Source organism: Bacillus fungorum (genome assembly GCF_002746455.1).
GTDB lineage: Bacteria > Bacillota > Bacilli > Bacillales > Bacillaceae_G > Bacillus_A > Bacillus_A fungorum.
In genome coordinates, this window is record NZ_NWUW01000025.1 from 25,527 (window position 1) to 45,054 (window position 19,528).

The window sequence follows — 19,528 nt, forward strand, 5'->3', positions numbered from 1 at the left end:
CCATCCCTTACTTAGACGCCAAACAATCCGCCTAACCACGTTCCGATTGTTTTTAATGCATCTGGTTTGTTAATGAAGAATACAACAATCCCGCCGCCAACAATTAACGTAATCGCTTTTCCCCATGCGCGCTTTGCCGCTACGATCAAGATTACAATGATAAACGCACAATATAACGCGTATGTTCCTTGTGTCTTCATCATTTCGAAAAATCCTTCTAACCCGATTCCTAACACAAAATGATTTATATTGAACATATACATGCCCCTCTCCTATTTTGTTTTTAAGTCTTTTACAACCCATTGCTTTCCATCTTGTTTGACAAACAACGTATAACCTGTTTTCATTTTCGTTTCAGAATGTGGATCAATCATAGATACCTCTGTTTGTACCTCATATGTGCCTTTTGTTTTTCCTGGATAAATCTTAGAGGAAAGTATATTTTCAAATTTCATGGCTCCTTCTAACCCTTTAATATCTGTATTGGCTAAAACATACGCGAGTTCTTTTGGTGTTGCGGTCGTATAGGATTTAAAAAAGGTTGGTAAAAATTCTCGAATGTCTTCTTTTACAGTGATTTCATGAATTTCCTCTCGTTCTTTCCCTGCTTTTTCTTCTGGTACTTCTGCTTTTTCATTCACCTTGACGATTTGAGGGAATCCACTAATCACAAAAGCCTTTCCATCTGATTGAACAGGAACCGACACTTGCTGGATCACCTCCTTATCCTCTGGCCCGCTATTATCTGCTTTCATGCGGCTTAATTTGTATTTCACTTTAAAAATTACATTTGCTTCTTTATCTGTGACCTCATCTACTTTTAATACAGTTGCGTATAGAAAATTGGAATCCCATTGTATACTTGCAAAATCCAAACCAACTTGTGGGTCAAGTGCTTTCGGTATATAGAGTTGTAAGCGCTCTGAACGCTTCTTCTTGCCTTCATCCCCTCTTTGCCATGTAAAGTATTCTTTTGCAAATCCGCGCGCAAATTCAATCGCTTCTGGACGCGAGGCAAGGTTTTGTTTTTGCGTAACTTCTTTTGGAATGGTACTGGCTTTTGCTTGTGTATCTCCCTTTCCTTTTACTACGGTTGTGATGGATACAATCAGCATCCAACAAAACAGGAGCCAAAAGGCCCATTTCCCAATTAAGCGGCCTTTATAGGAAGGAATCCTTGTGGCTTTCCTTGCCTTCCCTTGTTTACTTTCAAATGTTTTTGCAAACCACTGTTTCACCTTTTGAAGCATATTCATCCCCCTTTCAATTTCTGTACTGGCGTAAAGATCGTTCGTAGCAATCACAAGCGAATGAAGCCATACCAACCGCGGTTGATTCATCTTGTATTTCATTTCTTGCATAATTGATAAAATTGTTGAGTTTCGTTTGACTGCCTGTGATATAGGGAAATCGAGCATGAACCACATACCGTTTGTCTTCATCTCTCCCCACTTCAAAGGACGCTCCATCTGTAGCCCGAAACGCCCTTACAAACTCTAAGCCTTCCAATATATCCATATTTATCCCCCCTTATGATCTACCATCTTCCATATCCCCACTACGACCAGGAAGAAAAGCAAGACACCTTCCCATCCTTGCGTATAGTAAATTTCCACCACTTTACTTTTTACCGCTTCCCAGGCTTCTCTTGATCCTGGTACTCTTTCAAATAACCAATCTGAAAAGACAACTAACAGAAAAATACTGGCGCTTATCGATAAAATAAACCGAAACACATTTTTACAGCCTCACTTTCTTATCAGGATTCTGAATATTGCGATAAATGTTACCGAATGGGTCCTGCAATATATCTTGAAACAGTGTGATAAACACTGGTATTTCTGGACTACTTACCCCTTTTAAATAGCGAATCAATTCTTTTTCTCTACTTTCACTACCCGCGATAAATACCAGGCGCCATTGTAATATTTCATAACCCATACCAATATGCATCCGATACTCTGCCGCTTTTCCTTCTTGTGCCATAAAATCGTTATAACGGATAATCTTTTTTTCTAATACTTCTTTTGATCCGTAAGAACGTTCCATTTCCATAAATACACCAATGTTTTTATCGATCTCTTCTTTTAACCCAATCACCGCAATTCCATCTGGGCGTATGACACGACTTTTTCCTTTTGCATATTGAAATGTGGCCCGCGGTTCGTTGATCCATTCCTTTAGTTCCAATCTTTCTTCTTGCTTCGATATTAGTGTCATGGCACATTCAATTTTCGCTAACATTAAACTGTGATATACAAAGGATGCCGAACGTTTGGACCAACTATTTTTCCAATGCACTTCCCCTCGAAATCCACAAACCATTTCAACTCCTTTTGGCGTTAAGGTATAAATGCGTTGAGGTTTCGCAACTTTTCGTTTCTGATTTCTCGATGATGTAACAGGTAAATACTCGTAACGGATATAGCCCGCTTGCTCTAGCTTATACAAACGATTTGTAACAGATTTTTTTGTATAATCCACATACACTTTTTGATGAATGTACTCAATATCCAAGTAGATGTGTGTATGCAAGCTCATGAGTAGTTGTTCATCTGCAATTTGAAATAAAATGTTTCCCATGCCCCTTACTCCTTTTCCCAACTATCGAAAATGCTCACTTCTTCTTGCGGTGTATCCTCTTTTATTTCTACATTTTCTATTTCGATTGTTGTAACAGGCTCTTTTACTGGCTTATCTTCTTTCTTTACTTCTATTGTTGTCGTAGCTTGTTTTCGGAATGGGATAATTTGCGCTTGGTGTGCGGGTTCGACAGGCTCTGTTTCTAAAACAGGTTCTTTCACCTCTTCATTAGAAGATAATTTCTTTTCTAACTCATCAAACCCCGATGTCACAACAGGTTCTTCTTTTGTTAAATTGACTTTTTCGGCTTGTTGATACTTGCCTTTTCCATATAGGAACTCATCAATTTCCTTGTCAATTTCTAATCCTGCTTTCCCATTTTGTTGCTCTAAAGAATGAATCTTTGCTCTGGTCCATTCATTTGATGCATGAATTTCTTTTTCGTTTTTGTAATTGGCCGCTTTTCCATTTGGTAAATAGCGGTCTAATGGTGGAACACGTATGGTACACCACACATTTTTTGCTTCACCTCTGATATAATCTTGTGTTTGTATGGCTACAACTAAGTTAGGAAGGTTTTGCAAATACTCTGTACGGAATTGCTTTTGCATAATACCCTCTAACGTTTTCGCGGAATTATGACCTTGCCTACATACAAAGTAATTTCCGCCCGCTTCTGTTAACATGTCTGTTAGCTCTCTGTCTAACTGTCCCGAAACTTGCTGGGTAATCACCCATAATCCAAATCCATGCTTCCGATCCTTCGCAATAATTTTCGGAAGAACAGGTACTGGCACGTCATGGGCTTCATCTATTACGCCTAAATGTAGTTTGGAACCATGCGGCCGCTGTTGGGCGATACGGTGATATTGGTTACAAATGTAACCGACTGTAAGCAATGTATCTTCTTTTCCCATGCCCGCTAAATCGTAAAAGATAAGGTGGCCTTCATCCATCCACTTCCGAATTTCTAAGGAAAAGCCTGTTTGCCCATACATACGCTTTAAATACAACGTATTACGGAAGATATCTAATCGGTTTAAAATCGCTTGTGTGCTGTCTTCTAATGCGCTTCCTACTTCATATTTCCAAAAATGAGAGTAATATTTTTGTTCTGGCCCTTGTAAATTGGCGATTACATTTGCTCGAAACAGTTCATCACTTATGAATAGTGGGATACTTAAAATCGTATGAATTTGACTCTTATCACAAAGCAACGTTCCAATAATCGCCCTTAGTAATCGTTCTGTTTGTTGGGCTTGCCCTTGAATCATTAACTTAATCATTTCCATAATGGATTCAACCACTGTTTGGATATCTTCATTTGGAAAACGATGAAACAAATTCAAAGCTGGCGGATGATCGGTGTTTCGAAAACGGATAAAGTGAACCTTGCTCCAATCCACCTGTTTCCCGTCCTTTTCCGCTTTTAACAGTCGATTCATTGCTACATATGCCAAATCTTCTGTCGGATCAAATAAGGACAATCCGCCCGCTTCATTCGGATTTTCTAGCCATTTATCAATGACACTTTGCATCAACCTCATGGCAATGGTACTTTTACCAGACCCAACTTTCCCCGTAATGTAGCCATGATTCTTGAAGAAATCTTCTCGAATTTTTACTAATCGGTCCTTAATATAGGGATGCATCACATGACCAATTGAAATGCCTTCGGCCAATAAATCATTTGGTATCATGTTTTCACCTTTATCTAGATACAAAATGTGTCGCTCTGTCTTACTGTTTTTATCCCCTGTTACGTTAGGAAGATGGAACAAGTTTAATAGTTCTGATCCCGTCCATATCATTTTTCCATATACGGGATGTGGTACAGCTGGCATACTGCGTCTAAACCTTCTGTATCTCAGCTCATTCACATCGGCCATAATACTTGCTACCATATGCCCTAAATTCTTAATAACAGGTACACCAGGATAATAGTCACTTGCAAATGAAACAGATACTTGAAATGCCACTTCATTTTTTGCAAAACGTTTATTCAATGCGCGAATTTCTTCCTTTTCAAAGGCATCTAACCCATGCTTTTTCTTCTTTCGAATGGCCTTTTCTGCTTTTCGAATCCCTTTTGTCAGCTGATACCCGTTATCTGGTGTAAAAGCAATATCAACCCATGTCTTTTCTTCCATTGCACTTCCTAACATCGGTAATACATCACGTGTATAGCGTGCTAGTGATAATGTGGCATCTAGCCGCTTTCTTTTTAATACCATCCGTCCCCCTACCGCTTTTCTTGTTGGAAATGGCATTTCTTTCTTTGGGACGGTATAAATTTCACTGTGGGTATAGGCGCTTTGTATCGCTTGCACAACCTGTTTGATTTTATCTTCTGGACCACCTACATAAAAGCGAACACGCTCATTTTCTCCCTCTGGACGATACATCGTCATACGGTACCAATCGCGCCCTTTCAACAGACGTTCTAAAGGCTTTCGACCCGAACCATGTACATGCCGAATCATTTGCCCTAGCTTATCTGGTGTGACTTCATCATCTATGTGCGGAATGAATAATACGTATCGATACCGCTTCTTTTCTAGATATAAATAGATGCCATGTAAGACAATCCGTATGATAATTCCTAACAGGATCAATAAAGCGATCCCACGAAACACACCGACTACAGTTGGCACCAGCTTCATTAATTCTGTAAGGATTTTTTCTTTAGAAAACCAGACAAATGCGACAGCTCCTACACCTAAAAGCATTTTCCAGTTCTTTTCTATGAAGTTTTCAATTTCTTTGTCGAGCTTGCTGTGCGCCACTTCTTCACTTCCTTTCTATCCTTGAAATGGCCTTATGCAAGGGCTACTAGTTTTTCATGATGCTTTTGTGTTCGTTCTTCTGCGGCTAGTTGAATCAGAATTTGAGGTTGCATGTTCCTGTTTTGAGGTTGATTAATTTGATCTAAGAGTGTTTTATAGTTGAAGAGTTCTTGCTTTACTTGTTCGATATCTAATTCACCATTTACCGTTACTTGTTCTTTCCAGAACGTTTCCCAGCATTCTTGACGATTTCGATACGCTTGTTTTCCCATCTTGCTTCCTCCTTTTAAGTTGGGAGGATATTCAGTGAAAGAATGTCCCCCCATGAACACTATGATTTACGCGCTTTTTTGTAAGGGTCTAGTGTGACTAGGAGAGAAGAGAAAATCATGCTTTTTCCCATTCTTCCCGTCCATTCTTCTGTACGCTTATTTGTTGAAGGTGTATGAGTTGTATGTGGAACTCGCCCAATGTAAAACCCGCGTTTACTTCGCATATGCTTGATTGGTTTCATAAGAAATCCTCCTGTATTGTTTTATCATTCTATATCGCTAAATAGAAATATTCTGTACATCTAAGAGGTTTCATTCATTATGAAGCTACTAAATCTAATTCCTCTAAATCTGTAGAAAGGATCGTAATTTCTTGTTGGTGCTCTTTGAATAGAACATGTTGGATATTTTTTCGCAACTGAAACCCATCTTCCACCAATGCAAGTAAATATGATTTCGTATATTTCCTATCATTGATTTGATAATGTACATCAAATATGCACATTTGATCCCGCCCTCCCTTATCAGTTGAGAGTGTTTTACACTTCTTGATTCTTACGTTTTCTAAATGCGTAAACAGCTAGGATGCTTCCAAGAACGACAAATGTAACGCCAATCCATTTCCAATATGGATTTTCAGCTTTGCCGCCTGTTGTTGGTAAATGGCTTTCTACTTTCTTAGGTTGTTCTTTCATCGGTTGTGGTTGTTTTACAATGTGTTGTGGTTTCTCTGGTGTTGGTACAGGTTTTTCAATGACCTGTGGTGTTTGTGGCTTCTCTGGTTGTGGTTTTGGTTGTTCTGGCTGTGGTTGTTCCGGTTGCTCTGGTTGTGGTTTTGGTTGTTCTGGTTGTGGCGTTTCTGGTGTTGGTGGAACTTCTTTTTTCTGATTTGCTACAACATGTTTGATAATCTCACCATCTGTTTTAATTTCAAAGGAGAATGTTTCTTCATTGATTACATATCCCTCTGGTGCGAATGTCTCTTTATATGTGTATTTACCAGCTGGTAATTTCTCAAACTTTGCAATGCCTTCTTCGTTTGTTTTTCCTTTTACAACTTCCTGGCCTTGCTCGTTATAGATTGTAAACTCTGCTCCTGGTAACTTGTTGTTTCCATCGGCTACGTCTACTTTTGTAATTTCTAAGCTACCTTCAATCTTTTTGTTTTTTACGGTGTGTTTAATCACTTCACCATCCGTTTTAATTTCAAAAGAGAATGTTTCTTCATGTGACACATAACCTTGTGGTGCAAGTGTTTCTTTGTATGTGTACTTTCCTGCTGGTAGTTTATCGAACTTCGCAACGCCTTGTTCGTTCGTTTTCCCTTTCACGACTTCCTGGCCTTGCTCGTTATAGATCGTAAACTCTGCACCTGGTAACTTGTTGTTTCCATCGGCTACGTCTACTTTTGTAATTTCAATTGATCCTCTAATCTTCGTATTCTTTGCAACCAGCTCAATTGTTTTCCCGTTTTCAGTGATGCTAAACGGAATCGGCTCTTTTACCAGTACATAGCCCGCTGGTGATGTCTTTTCAATGAATTGGTACTTTCCGAATGGGATATTATCAATTTTGATTAACCCGTTTTTGTCTGTCTTATGCTCACTGATCTTCTTACCTTTTTCATCAGCTAGGATAAAAACAGCACCTTCTAATTTCGTTTTTCCGTCTTCATCTACTTTTAAGAGCTGTACATTTCCTTTTACTTGATCGTTTTTCACTTCAAACGTAAGTGTTTGATTATGCTCTTTTACTTCAAATGGATACTTTGTTTGATTTAATAAGTAACCTTCTAATCCTTTCGTTTCCTGGAAGTAATACTTTCCAAACGGAAGAGAATGTACTTTCGCAATCCCTTCTTGATCTGTTGTTACTTTTGTGACTGTCTTTCCTTCTGGCGTAAATACTGTAAATTCAACGCCTGGGAGAATCTTGCCTGTGTCACTGATCTTTTTAATTTCAATATTTCCTTTGATTTGTACATTTTTCATTTCTACAACAGCAACTTCACCTGTTTTTACTTCAAAAGGCTTTGGTGTAGCGTCTAACACATATCCAACAGGTGCTTTCACTTCTTTTACAGTGTATGTGCCAAGTTCTAAGTTACCCATTTCAGCGATACCGTTTTTATCAGCTGTAATCGTTCCCATAACTTGTTGATTACTGTTTGCGATTTCAAATACTGCGCCTTGTAGCGGCTTTTTGTTTTCATCCACTTTCATGACTTTTAAGGCACCATTTGCTTTCCAGAATACTTGTAACTCTGTGCTTACTTGTTCTGTACTACGCTCTAATAATACAGTTGCATCTTGAATCGTACTTGTTCCTTTATACACAACTGCATGAATATTTGTTAGATTTGAAACGACTTTTAGAGATAGTTCACTACTCTTAGAGGATTTTGGTACTTGAATACGGAACTTTTCTCCTAGTTGGAACGTTTCTTTTACTTCACCTTGTTCTGTCACAATACGTGTGCCTTGTGGTGCATTGTTCATTTCTACGTGGAATGTACCTTTTTTTGCATTTGTTTGAACGCTGTATGTTGTTGTTTCAAAATATTCACCGTTTAATTGTGCTTCTTGTTTATCCGTTGGGATGACATTCATCCAGACATCTTGTGTATCCTGGCTTTGATTTGCCGCATGAATAATGTTCTTTGCCGCTTTTTCAACAGCCGCATTCTTGAACTGTAATTCATCAACAGAAATCTGGCCCAGTGCATTCCAAAGAGCTAATTGTGTCGCGTAATGGGCTTCTTGCCAATTAGAAACACCTAAACTTTCTGGTGTTTTCTGTGGGTATCCATTCATTAAAACACGATAGGATACATCATCTGTTTTGCCCGCTTCGGGTAAATCCTCTCCATTTGGGGATTTTAAACCGTATACCAGACAATACGCAATTTGACCACTCGCGTTCTTTAGAAGCTCTGTACGAACATCTTTTCCATACTGCGGACTATAGGCCCAATCCATCTGATACCTTTCTCGATTGATTACCTCCGCACTGGCTTGATTCAGTGGAATCAAGAAGCTCATAACGAATAAAAGTACACTCGTAAAGAGTAGTAGTGTTTGATGCGATCGTTTCAAAACCATTTTTTACAGCTCCTTTAGGATTATTCAGTTTTCAAAGGACAGAATATTTAGAATTTTAATTTTCTAAATATAGAACAATATACTTTAGTCATAATTATTTCGTCTTTTAGCCGAATTTCATTTACAATACACTTAGATAGATGTAATCAATAACATGATTTTTATTCATTCTGTGATGGGTATTGCACGATAATATGTTGGTCTGAAAAGTTTCTCGATCGGAACTTCAAGGAAATCAGCTATTTTTTTAGCTTTATTGTCTTTCAGACTCCTTCTTCCAATTTCAACATCATATAATGTGCCGATCGGAATTTTAGCGCCTTTGGAAACTTCCTTAATACTTAAACCTTTGGATTCCCTATATTCTCGTACAACGGTTTTGTTTTCATGTGACGCTAGCATTTTTTCACCCTCCCTTCCCTTAATTACATTGTATTCGGCTTAAAGCCGAAAGTCAACACAAAACGAATAATTTTTATTCAAAAACGCAATTTTGTTTTAAAATCCATGCAAAGGAGTTTAATTATGACCAATACATTTCTAGGACAAAACCTTAAACATCTCAGAAACTCACAAAAGCTAACTCAAAAAGAGCTAGCTTCCAAAATTAATATCTCTTATTATGCTTATAACAATTGGGAAAATGATTTAAGGGAACCCGATTTGCTATCTTTAAAAAAGTTTTCTATTTACTATGACCTTCTTATTGATGAATTAGTTAATACACAAATAATTTCATCAGATTCTATAGAGATACAAAATCAAAAACTAGATATGATAAAAAATCTAGAAAAAAAAGATATACTAAAACCACTTGAAGAAAACTTAAAAAGACTAAGATCATTAAAGGGACTAAGTCGCAAAAAAATCGCCGAAGAATTAAATACTCCCTATAGTACCTATGCTGGCTGGGAAAATGGGTTTAGAGAACCTGATATTTCCACGCTCAATAATATAGCTTCTTACTATAAAGTAAGTATAAATGATTTATTGAATCCAGAAGCGGCCGTTAGGGATGAAGATACATTAAAGCTCATTTCGCGCTTATCTAAAAATTTATTTGAAACATACATAAGTGTTCCAGATGAGCATAGAGCTGAATTAGAGAAAAAATTGATCGCCTATATGAATGAATTTAAATCTCAAAAAAAGATCAAATAAGTTTAGTTAAAATAATTATGTTTAAATTATCCTGTCTTTTCTATATTTTCCCTTGTACTTTCTTGTTTACATATTTGGATTAAATCCATATATAGGTTGAAAATAGTGTATACATCAGTTGTACAACAATTATTCTTAACATTTTGCTCTAACCAATGAATATTTAATTCCATGACAATGCCACGTCCTTTTCTTATAATTTAAGAATCAGCGTCAAGGTGGTGTATTTTTTTTACAGAATCAAAAATCGCACCACCCCCTAAAAAGTACGAAAGACGCTACAATAAGTAGCGTCTAATCATTTCAAAATTCAGTTTTTTAAATTTAAACTCAACCAGTCCCAGGGTCTACCATCATATAAGATGTAGTTAAAGAGGGATTATCTTGAACCTTAGCAAACTTTTGAACAGGTTCGTCATGTAAAGAAGTTACTGAAATCCCTAAGATAAGTAACATGCACATTAAATATTTAGTCAACTAAATTCACCTCGCTTTTCAATAGCGCTTGTTTCACACCTCTAGCATAAAACAAGTTTCCAGATCTTTCAAAAGATATTAATGCCTCTTTTAAACCTTGTATGTCTCCAACTACTTTTGAATAAGAATATAATTGATGTGCACTAAATCCATTTTGTTCCAAAATTTTATACATTGCAAGTCCTTTTTCTCGATCTCCATGTAAACATTCATAATGAGCGCGTTCACCAATATGAATATAATCAAAATCAATCTTATGAAGATTAAAATTATTTTCGATATACAGATGTGCCAATGTTGTTTTAAAAGCAAAATATTTTTGAGACTTTCTAGGGACATGGATATTATCAAGAAGCTCCAAAGCTGATTCCATGTGCATTTCTGCCCTCAAAGGGTCCTCATATATGTAACTCTCTCCTAAACACCCTTTTGCAACAGCCTTAATCATCGGAATTTCTAAGTCTGATTTTATGATCGATTCACAGACTTCTCTACATTTATCAATTTTGTCACTCAACAAATATATATAAGCAAGCCGTTCTCTATATTGCATATATAAATGATCTTTTATATATGTCTGTTTAATGTCTTTTATAAATTTTTCTGCGTCTTTTGCAAAGGGAGCAACCGCATTTGATTCATCCTCATCATACATAGCCACAGTATAAAGCAAATTTGCTAACGCTTGACACTCTGCGTTAGAAGAAAGTTTTAAAGTTTTAATTTCATCAACTATTTTTTGCCCTTTAATTTCATTTTTATTTCTTCGATTAAATAAATCATAAATTAATAGGTACTGACTCACACTATCGGTATTAATATGTTTTTTTATTAATCCATCTATAATCTCATAATCACCAGAAACATGCGAATAACACAAGGCTTTCCTAATGTTCAAAGGGCTTTTCACTAAGAGTATAAAGGTATTAATTTTTTGACGCCTTACTTCTAAATTGTCATATAAAATACTAACCAATTTTAAAAAGCTGTCTAATTTCATTTCATATTTATTTTTACACTCAATTGCCCTAGTTATTTTCTCTCTACTTACTCCCGATAATTTAGCTATTTTACGTAATGTATATTTTTCGTTTATTTTTTGCGATATTTCATCCATAAGATGTTTCATTGTAAATTCTTTTGTAATGATCTCGTTCATAGTGACAATTCCTCCTCACTAAACCCTATTAGCCCTTTACAAAATTTTAACATATCTTCATGTTTTTTATTTTAGAATATTACGAATCTTTGTCAATTCAGTTGAAAAATTAAATACAGAAAATTCTGAAAATTTTTATTGGAATTTCGAATAGGTTTTATTCATCTTTTATTGATATTTTACGAGGAACGTTTTACAATACAAATATAACAACAAAAAAAAAATAAACCCACCTCGAGCTTTTATCTGGCTGAAGTTTGGCGACGACACCAGATAAAAGCTCCCTAACAGGGTTCATTCACATAAAAAATTTATATGATTTTTTTTAGTATCATACTTGATACTGAAATTATACCATATTGTATATGTAATGTGAATATAGAACCTCTGTTTTTCCAGCATTTTTCTGTTTATTTTAGGTGGGAAAAATAGGAGGTTTTTTTATGCTACTAAATAACTTTTTGCTAAGTACAGCAAAACGAGAATTAAGTCCACACCTGGTTCATGTTCCACGAGGTGCTATCAATAAAACAGTACAAAAAGTAATTAAAAATATTGATATTATTCTGTTCGATTGTGAAGGTAAAACCACTAAAGAATACTTCGTACAAACACCACGCCGCTATCAGGCGTTGGAAGTTGTTTTATCTTACCTCGTACAAGAAGGCTTCTCTCAAATGCGACAAGATCAAATCAGTAAAAAATCGGGTATCTCTGTACCAATTATCAACTTTATCCTGAATTGGTTAGAGGACCTTCAAGTATGCCATCAAATCAAAACAAGACGTCATGGTAAGAAGGCACCATCTATTTACATATTAAGCCTCAATACCAATTATTTAAAAATCATTGAATACTTTAAGCAAAAATGGGCGTTTTCAATTGATATGTTTTCTACATTTACAAAGTTTCTATCTAAAAAACTAAGTAAAAAACAGGAGCAATCTACAGAACAAGCCGAAAAACCAACTGTGCCTACATGCCAGGGAATAGACATATTAGATTCTGTTGCTCCTTCAAATGAAGAAGTAGAAGAAAAACAGCCAATAAATGCCCCTGATTTGGGTGAAAAGTTAGAACTACGATTCCGCGAAATGGATGAGTTTATGAGTAAAGATCAAAAGAAACTTTATATGTATATCATAAGTAAAGATACAAATATTACTGAAAAAGATGCTTATACAATCGCATTGCGTATGCCGCCAGACGTAGATTGGGAAGCACGAAAGACTTTTGAGGATTGTGTACAGTTTTTTGAGATAAACAAATCACAAGAAAGTACGCCTGCACATTTCATAACAATCTATACAAAACAGTTAACTGCAAATAGGAAGCGTAGACAGCAACAAGCGAAAGAAAACATAAGAAATATAGGATTGAGAAAATCAAATAAGAGTAAAATCCCGTTTGATTTATTCAAAAAGATGCTCGATCCAAACGCTTAAATCGTATTTTTCACAAAAAAATAATTGTTTTATAGCCTTGTTCAAAAAAATCCCCCCTAACAAGGCTTTTTGTCATGCCATTCTTTATTTTAATAGATTAAACATATTATCAATCTATTATATTTTTATAAATTAAGGACGTTTTTCACAACAAATCCACTATGAATTTAAACCCGAATTGAACCTGCTTTTAAATTAGTAATTAAATAAGAAAAATTTTCTAATCCCTTGTGAGAGTAAGGCTTATTGGGCAAAAATAAATCCTAATGTATTTAATTGTTTTAATTTTTTTTAAAACAAGATTTAGTAATAAAAAGTATCCTATATTGGGAGTTTCTTTTTTTATAAACTTCTACATATCATTCCTAAATTGATCTATATACGAAAATAAAATCCTCATTTTCTCTTAATATGCAAATCTACAATATTTTAGTTACTCAACATATTTCCGAACAAACACACTATTTATGAGTAGCTTTATTCGTTTATTTTCCTACATATCATGATGATCTTTTATCTATTATCATTTCTAATCCTATCTAAACATACAGCAAAAATACTGATGCCTATGTTATGCCAAAGTGATGCAAATATGATTCCTATGTAGTGTATACATGATGAAAGGCGGCATCATTTCGGCATGAGTACAAAGTCAGTTTGATATATGTAAACTCTAGCTTTTTTCTACTTACATAAAGAAAAAGAAAAACGAAGCTCTCCTGTTAAGGGTATCTTGATTCAGCTATGAATCAGATTCCGTTGACAGGCAGATTTTCAAAAAACTACGTAGGCGGGGCGGCGGCCATTCCCATTCCTCGCCTATCGTCCTCCCTCAACATCGGTCCATCATTCGCCTTCCACTCATCTCAATACATCTATATATCCCCCTATATCACAACCACACGCCCTGTCTAGCCAGGCCCATATGTCTCCGCATAGCCTCGCAAAGTCTCAGCTATGGCATCCCACACAAGCCCTTTGGAAAAACACCACGCCCTAGAATCCCCTATTGCCTGTTTGTATGGTTTTCGCTTATAATTGCGGTACACAATTTTTAGGACAAAGGAGTATATAAAGATGACATGGGAACTTTCTGTTGATGTTTTCCTTTCTGATTTGTTAAAACATGGTCGTAAATCCTCCACCGTTAAACAATATCGCTACGATCTCACGCTTTTTATATCTTGGATTCAGAAACACGTCAAATCGCCCCCAGAATCGTTTTTTCGTTCTTTTGATGTAAATGTATTAGACAGATACTTAAAAGCGTTTAGAAAGGAACGTGGGGCGTCAATTTCTAACATCAAACGTGTACGAGGTATTTTAATTAACTTTTTAAAGTTTCATGGCGCGGCCCAGGAATTAAAAAGTAATGTCACCCCTCCTGGACTAACTTCCAAACACTTTGCATCGGATCAAGAAATTACAAAGCTATTCCGCGTCATGCGTAGTTATAACGGATTAACCGACTACCAGGCGTCAGGAAGAAAGTTTATTCTGGAACGAAACCTTTTATTGATTCATTTCATGTTAGACTATGGGCTATCTATCCAGGACATTTTAACGTTATCCATGCATGATATACACTTTGGAACGAATACCATTACCCCAGGAGGACTACACGCCTACAAGCGATCTATTACCCTTTCAAAAGAGCATGTAAAACTTGCCTTATCCTATTACAATCAGATTCCTAATCTTGTAAGGCCACGCCAACAAACAGGCGATCCCTTCTTTGTAGCATTTGATTTCGGCCCGCAGACTTTCCGCTGGGACTATGAAAACGATCAGCCCGCCGCTTTAACTCGAATCGCTGTACAACGCATGTTACAGAAAGAAGCGAAACGCGCTGAAATCCATATTACGCCTACTATGCTTCGGAACCGTTTTATATTAAATGCGCTACAGAATGGCATGAAACCCATTGAAATTAAAGCCTTTTTGGGATTAAAAAGCGTTGAGGCCCTGCATAGGTACGTTCAATTCTGGAATAAACAGCAATAACATGGGGGCTACCTCATAATGGAACGATTTTAAATTGTGATATAATGAACAAAAAGATAGATATAGAGGGGACATTATGACAGAAGAGCAGTTATTAGAGCTTGCGGAAGAAATTTACCAACAATCATTTGAAGCGAATAACTTTTACGAAATAATGATGCAAATAGAAAGAGAAAAAGTGGAATTTTTTGATGAAATAAGAGTTTCCTCTGCTTTTTATTCTTACATTTATAATTCATTAGTAGTTTCAACGTTTGCAGTCGTGTCTAAATTGTATGATAACACTGAACACAGAAATGCAATTAGCGTTAAAAAATTTCTTGATCGATGTATGGAGTATAAAAATTTTTCAACTGAATTGATAGTAAGCGGGCCAACACCAGAAGCCTTTTTTAAATTAAAAAAACAAGAATATGAACAATTCGAAAAAAATAACAACTTAAACTGGTTGTATACTCAAAGGAATAATATATATAGTCATAATACTAAAAAGGCTATGAAAAACATGGATAAATTAATTGAAGATAACCCTTTAAGAAAAGAGCATATAAAACAATTTATTGATTTTTCACTTGAACTAAGTCAAGCTGTCATTGTTTATTTGACAGGCGAATTAAGAGCTTCATTACCAAAAAATATTTCTGATTTAAAAAATACATTGATGTTAGTTCGTATAGGGAATGAATATGAAGAGGCTTATTTTAGTGAAAAATTAGGTGAATAAATCGATAAAAAGCCCTGGTGCAAGCAAAACCAGGGCTTTTGTTATGCTATTTGTTAACCCTAAATAATTTCTAAAAAATTCAAAATAAGTAAAATAATGCTTGTTTTGTGCGCTAGCGCATGATAAAATGAAATTAAGAAATGCGCTAGCGCATTAAGACAATAAAAAAAAGGAGCTGTTGACCATGAAATTCTTTCAAAGCGTCACTACCTTAGAGGAACTGAAAAAGCAATATAAAAAACTAGCAAAGAAACACCATCCTGATTGTGGCGGGAAACATGAAGATTTTATCGCATTAAAGAAAGAGTATGACAGACTTTTTGAACAACTACATAGTAACTCTGGAACACAAAACAATGGAGCATACCAAAACATCATAGACGAACTTATCAAATACGATATTGAAATTGAGATCATCGGGACTTGGATTTGGGTAACAGGAAACACTTATTCTTTGAAAACTGAATTAAAAGAGTTAGGGTTTAAATGGGCATCTAAGAAAAAGGCTTGGTACTGGTACGAAGGAGAGTATAAGAAGTTTCATAACAAAGACTTCTCACTCGATGAAATTCGTACAATGCACGAAGTGAAACGTATCAAGAAAAACAAGCCAAAACTTGAAGCATAAGAGGGGATTTCCCCTCTTAATCTTTCCAAAAAAGGAGATGCCCACATGTATGTAAATGCAAATTGTGAAAAATTCAAACACATTTTTGATATGAAAAGATTGAAGAGTTATAGTGACACGGTTGATCGGGATATAGAAAAATTAGAGGAAATAATAAACAAACTTAAAAATTATCAAATGGCTATATATGAACATGCTCAAACTGTTGCAAATACTGAATTTAAAAGCGTTGTGACACTCGTTAGAAGAAGAGATTATTCTACAAATCATGTGAAATATCATGTACAACTAGAAATGCGACCAAACGTCAGTACAGATTATATAGAAAATGAACGGGTGTACGGTTTTTACAGACATGAAAAAATGTTTACAGGTAGAGAACGTCACCTGGCTTTAAAATATGCGGATCAGCTTGCAAAGCAATATCATTGCGAAATTGAAAGGAAGGGATTTTATGCAAAGAAAATTTAGGCTTCCAGACGATGTCTGGGAGCAATTTCTACAAAAAACAAGTGCCCCAGGCGAAACATTACGTTTATTAGTGATTAATTACAATAATGATGATAGCGACCCATTAGAAGAAGTCATGGGCGTTGAAGAAGCCGCCGAAAAGTGGGATATGCCACCAGGGACAATTAAAAATTTATGTGCCGCGGGAGAAGTAAAAGCAAAAAAAATAGGTAACAGGTGGATTATTTCAAAAAGACAGTCGGCCCCACGATCTAAAAACAATTAAATTATGTAAAAATCAATAAAAGTCAATACAAATGAATACAAGTAAATACGAATCAATACGGAAAACACTTGTATTTTAATGATTTTTATAGATTTTCACTAATAATTTTGTATTGACTTGTATTAAATTGTATTAATTTGTGTGTAATTGTATTGACTTTTTGAAAGGGTTTAGCATATAATGGAATTAAGTTAATCGATAAAAAATAATCTTTAGGAGGTTTTTATATATGGCAATTCTTAAAGCTGGTGCGGATGCGGGAAACAGTGGTTTAAAGTTAAATGTATTAGGTCTTGATCCTTTATTCATACCAAGTATTTATTCACATCACATTGGAGAAGCAACAAACATTTTGAGTGATGAGGATATTTCTGTTGAAGATTTAGAAAACAACATTGATGTTACAATTTCATCACCTACCTTAAAAGCAAACAATCTGCGTTACATTATTGGTCAAAAAGTGATTGATGAAAACATTAAAGGTATTGAAATGGAAAAGAAATCGGATAAATCGAAAGATGATCTTGTGCTACTTGTTACATTAGCTGGTTTAGCAATTACAGCTATGAAAAAACAACCAAATAAAGATAAAATTGATGTTACTTATGATCTTTCTGTTGCATTACCTGTCGCAACAATCACGCCTCAAACAGCACAAGAATTTGTAGAACGTTATATGAATCATCATACAGTGAAATTCCACCACCCAAGCGGACGTGAAGTAGTAGTTAATATCCAAATTGAATTTTGCAAGTGTTTACCAGAAGGCGCGGCGGGATCATGGGGAATCGTTTATGATGAAAAAGGTAAAACCATCAAAAGAAAAGTAGAGGCTACAGAAGGCAAAACAACAGAAATAGACTTTGTTGACAAAACAATATTATCTTTCGATATTGGCGCTGGTACGACAGAAGAAGTTGTTTCTCATGGCGTTAGCTTTAAACATAAAATGAGTCGTGGTTTACCATATGGAGTGAAAGAAACTTTACTTGATATTATCAAGGTTTGGAACTTAAACAATAAACAAAAGACAATAGACAGTATTGCTGAATTTAATGCAATTTATCTTGATTCTGAACATCCTCGTCATATTCGTTTAAAAGAAGCGTCACGCGGCGCATTATTAGGTTTAGCGAATCGAATTGCAACTGATATTATTAATAAAATTGATGATATGAAAGATGATCCGTATGTATTCATTTATGGTGGCGGTGCCGCAATCGTAAAAGAAAGCCTACAGCAAATTTTAGAGCAAAAAGGACGTTTAACAAATGTTATTTTCTTAAAAGACCCACTTTTCGTAAATGCACGCGGATTACTTGTGTACACATGCTCTCCAAGATTTGAAGAATTAAAAGAAAAAGCGCTTGCTCCTGTCGGTGAAAAATAATGGCTCGTAAAATATACAAAGCTGGTGATAGAGCAAATGTCTATATTAAGAAAGACATTTCACCAGACATGATCGATTTTATTAACAAACAAAGTGATCTTACAATGTTCTTTTTGTATGCGGCGCAACAACTTCATAAACAAATTGGTAATACAGATGTAGCGGAAATTTTACCGCGTAAATACACATTTACATTAGATAACGAAACACAACCTTTACCAATCAAACACGATGAAGGTTCAAAAACTGTTCATACACCTATTTCGGATCAAACTCATATCGAAACAAGTCAAGAGATAACGAATCCTGGGGAATCCAATGATAAAGAAGAAAATACATCATGGAATAAACTGAATGATTTAGAAGATGATCCATATGCATAATACAATCAAAAAGAGTTGTTCTTTTATAAAAGAACAACTCTTTTTTTATTAAATACACAAGGATTCTATTAAAAAGTGTATAATATTATCCGAAAAGGAGGTGTATGTGACGTGTCACATGACGCCGTAACAGATATTCAAAATGTTTACTGGACCCGCGAGGTTGCTGAATTATTAGGAGTAAAGGAAGGAACTATACGTAAGTATGCCCGTTTATTAGAAGACCGCGGCTATAACTTCCACCGTAACGACCATGACCAACGCGGTTTTTTTGACAAGGACGTTATAATTCTAAGAAAAATACAAGAATTAAGTAAAAGTAAGTCTATGACGCTAGATGATGCCGCAAATGCTATTATATCAATGAATCCTCCCAATAATTTAGCACCCATTACGCCCCCCGTCACAGACGAAAATGAGCATTATATAACGCGTTATGAAAATGTAATGAGCGTATTACAAGGTTTAACACAAGAAAATAGTGAGTTAAAGCAAATGTTAGGTGTCATTTCAGATGAAATGATTGAGCAAAAAAAACTATTACAAGAGCAATCCAAACAAATTGAGCAATTACATGTAGAGCTAAAAGAAAGTAAACAAGCTCTTAATGCGCCAAAAGAAAAACAAGGATTCTGGTCTAAGCTCTTTTCAAAAAATGAAGACGTATGATGAAGTTATC

General features: G+C 35.5%; 22 protein-coding genes. 10 read left to right on the forward strand and 12 right to left on the reverse strand.

Going from position 1 to position 19,528, the window contains the following annotated elements; translation table 11 throughout:
* Positions 1 to 11: 11 nt before the first annotated feature.
* From CO726_RS24435 to CO726_RS24490, 11 genes are all read right to left on the reverse strand, one after another.
* Complete coding sequence (locus CO726_RS24435; protein WP_000281809.1) at positions 12 to 263, reverse strand: TcpD family membrane protein; 252 nt, start codon at positions 261 to 263, stop codon at positions 12 to 14.
* Positions 264 to 272: 9 nt separating this feature from the next.
* Positions 273 to 1,250 carry a conjugal transfer protein gene (locus CO726_RS24440; RefSeq protein WP_000939642.1) on the reverse strand — a complete coding sequence of 326 codons (978 nt, stop codon included), beginning with the start codon at positions 1,248 to 1,250 and terminating at the stop codon, positions 273 to 275.
* A gap of 13 nt (positions 1,251 to 1,263) precedes the next feature.
* On the reverse strand, positions 1,264 to 1,518 hold the full coding sequence (locus tag CO726_RS24445; RefSeq protein ID WP_099685958.1) for a hypothetical protein: 255 nt from the start codon (positions 1,516 to 1,518) through the stop codon (positions 1,264 to 1,266).
* Positions 1,519 to 1,520: 2 nt separating this feature from the next.
* On the reverse strand, positions 1,521 to 1,736 hold the full coding sequence (locus CO726_RS24450) for a hypothetical protein (RefSeq protein WP_000488222.1): 216 nt from the start codon (positions 1,734 to 1,736) through the stop codon (positions 1,521 to 1,523).
* 4 nt (positions 1,737 to 1,740) lie between these two features.
* Complete coding sequence (locus CO726_RS24455; protein ID WP_099685959.1) at positions 1,741 to 2,583, reverse strand: replication-relaxation family protein; 843 nt, start codon at positions 2,581 to 2,583, stop codon at positions 1,741 to 1,743.
* A gap of 5 nt (positions 2,584 to 2,588) precedes the next feature.
* Complete coding sequence (locus CO726_RS24460) at positions 2,589 to 5,369, reverse strand: ATP-binding protein (protein WP_000951348.1); 2,781 nt, start codon at positions 5,367 to 5,369, stop codon at positions 2,589 to 2,591.
* A 32-nt stretch (positions 5,370 to 5,401) separates the two neighbouring features.
* Positions 5,402 to 5,641: a hypothetical protein gene (locus CO726_RS24465; RefSeq protein ID WP_000517907.1), complete on the reverse strand. Its 240-nt coding sequence runs from the start codon at positions 5,639 to 5,641 to the stop codon at positions 5,402 to 5,404.
* Positions 5,642 to 5,700: 59 nt separating this feature from the next.
* Complete coding sequence (locus CO726_RS24470) at positions 5,701 to 5,883, reverse strand: hypothetical protein (RefSeq protein WP_000802605.1); 183 nt, start codon at positions 5,881 to 5,883, stop codon at positions 5,701 to 5,703.
* 77 nt (positions 5,884 to 5,960) lie between these two features.
* A complete protein-coding gene (locus tag CO726_RS24475) occupies positions 5,961 to 6,146 on the reverse strand; it encodes a hypothetical protein (protein WP_000334852.1) in 186 nt (61 codons plus the stop codon).
* A gap of 34 nt (positions 6,147 to 6,180) precedes the next feature.
* A complete protein-coding gene (locus tag CO726_RS24485) occupies positions 6,181 to 8,742 on the reverse strand; it encodes a SpaA isopeptide-forming pilin-related protein (protein WP_000243349.1) in 2,562 nt (853 codons plus the stop codon).
* Positions 8,743 to 8,907: 165 nt separating this feature from the next.
* On the reverse strand, positions 8,908 to 9,144 hold the full coding sequence (locus CO726_RS24490) for a helix-turn-helix domain-containing protein (protein ID WP_000881199.1): 237 nt from the start codon (positions 9,142 to 9,144) through the stop codon (positions 8,908 to 8,910).
* Positions 9,145 to 9,267: 123 nt separating this feature from the next.
* Between CO726_RS24490 and CO726_RS24495 the strand changes: the two genes are divergently transcribed.
* Positions 9,268 to 9,903, forward strand: a complete 636-nt coding sequence (locus CO726_RS24495) for a helix-turn-helix domain-containing protein (protein ID WP_000185547.1) — start codon at positions 9,268 to 9,270, stop codon at positions 9,901 to 9,903.
* Between the two features lie 469 nt (positions 9,904 to 10,372).
* On the opposite strand, the gene CO726_RS24500 is transcribed toward CO726_RS24495, so the two are convergent.
* Positions 10,373 to 11,539 carry an AimR family lysis-lysogeny pheromone receptor gene (locus CO726_RS24500; RefSeq protein ID WP_099685960.1) on the reverse strand — a complete coding sequence of 389 codons (1,167 nt, stop codon included), beginning with the start codon at positions 11,537 to 11,539 and terminating at the stop codon, positions 10,373 to 10,375.
* A gap of 443 nt (positions 11,540 to 11,982) precedes the next feature.
* Here CO726_RS24500 and CO726_RS24505 point away from each other — a divergent pair, with 443 nt between their 5' ends.
* The 9 genes from CO726_RS24505 (at position 11,983) to CO726_RS24545 (ending at position 19,518) form a co-directional block, all read left to right on the forward strand.
* The gene (locus tag CO726_RS24505; RefSeq protein WP_016123816.1) at positions 11,983 to 12,984 is read left to right on the forward strand and encodes a hypothetical protein; all 1,002 of its coding nucleotides are present in this window, start codon (positions 11,983 to 11,985) and stop codon (positions 12,982 to 12,984) included.
* A 1,077-nt stretch (positions 12,985 to 14,061) separates the two neighbouring features.
* Positions 14,062 to 14,988: a tyrosine-type recombinase/integrase gene (locus tag CO726_RS24510; RefSeq protein WP_099685961.1), complete on the forward strand. Its 927-nt coding sequence runs from the start codon at positions 14,062 to 14,064 to the stop codon at positions 14,986 to 14,988.
* A gap of 76 nt (positions 14,989 to 15,064) precedes the next feature.
* Entirely contained in the window at positions 15,065 to 15,712 is a 648-nt protein-coding gene (locus CO726_RS24515) for an AbiU2 domain-containing protein (protein ID WP_099685962.1), read from the forward strand.
* A gap of 184 nt (positions 15,713 to 15,896) precedes the next feature.
* Positions 15,897 to 16,340: a molecular chaperone DnaJ gene (locus tag CO726_RS24520; RefSeq protein ID WP_099685963.1), complete on the forward strand. Its 444-nt coding sequence runs from the start codon at positions 15,897 to 15,899 to the stop codon at positions 16,338 to 16,340.
* Positions 16,341 to 16,385: 45 nt separating this feature from the next.
* Positions 16,386 to 16,811: a hypothetical protein gene (locus CO726_RS24525; protein WP_099685964.1), complete on the forward strand. Its 426-nt coding sequence runs from the start codon at positions 16,386 to 16,388 to the stop codon at positions 16,809 to 16,811.
* Positions 16,795 to 17,076 carry a helix-turn-helix domain-containing protein gene (locus CO726_RS24530; RefSeq protein WP_001189043.1) on the forward strand — a complete coding sequence of 94 codons (282 nt, stop codon included), beginning with the start codon at positions 16,795 to 16,797 and terminating at the stop codon, positions 17,074 to 17,076. The genes CO726_RS24525 and CO726_RS24530 overlap by 17 nt, the downstream gene beginning before the upstream one ends.
* A 229-nt stretch (positions 17,077 to 17,305) precedes the next feature.
* Positions 17,306 to 18,466 carry a ParM/StbA family protein gene (locus CO726_RS24535; RefSeq protein WP_098164928.1) on the forward strand — a complete coding sequence of 387 codons (1,161 nt, stop codon included), beginning with the start codon at positions 17,306 to 17,308 and terminating at the stop codon, positions 18,464 to 18,466.
* On the forward strand, positions 18,466 to 18,849 hold the full coding sequence (locus tag CO726_RS24540) for a hypothetical protein (protein WP_073541895.1): 384 nt from the start codon (positions 18,466 to 18,468) through the stop codon (positions 18,847 to 18,849). The genes CO726_RS24535 and CO726_RS24540 overlap by 1 nt, the downstream gene beginning before the upstream one ends.
* A gap of 111 nt (positions 18,850 to 18,960) precedes the next feature.
* Entirely contained in the window at positions 18,961 to 19,518 is a 558-nt protein-coding gene (locus tag CO726_RS24545; protein WP_016123810.1) for a MerR family transcriptional regulator, read from the forward strand.
* The last annotated feature ends 10 nt before the right edge of the window (positions 19,519 to 19,528 follow it).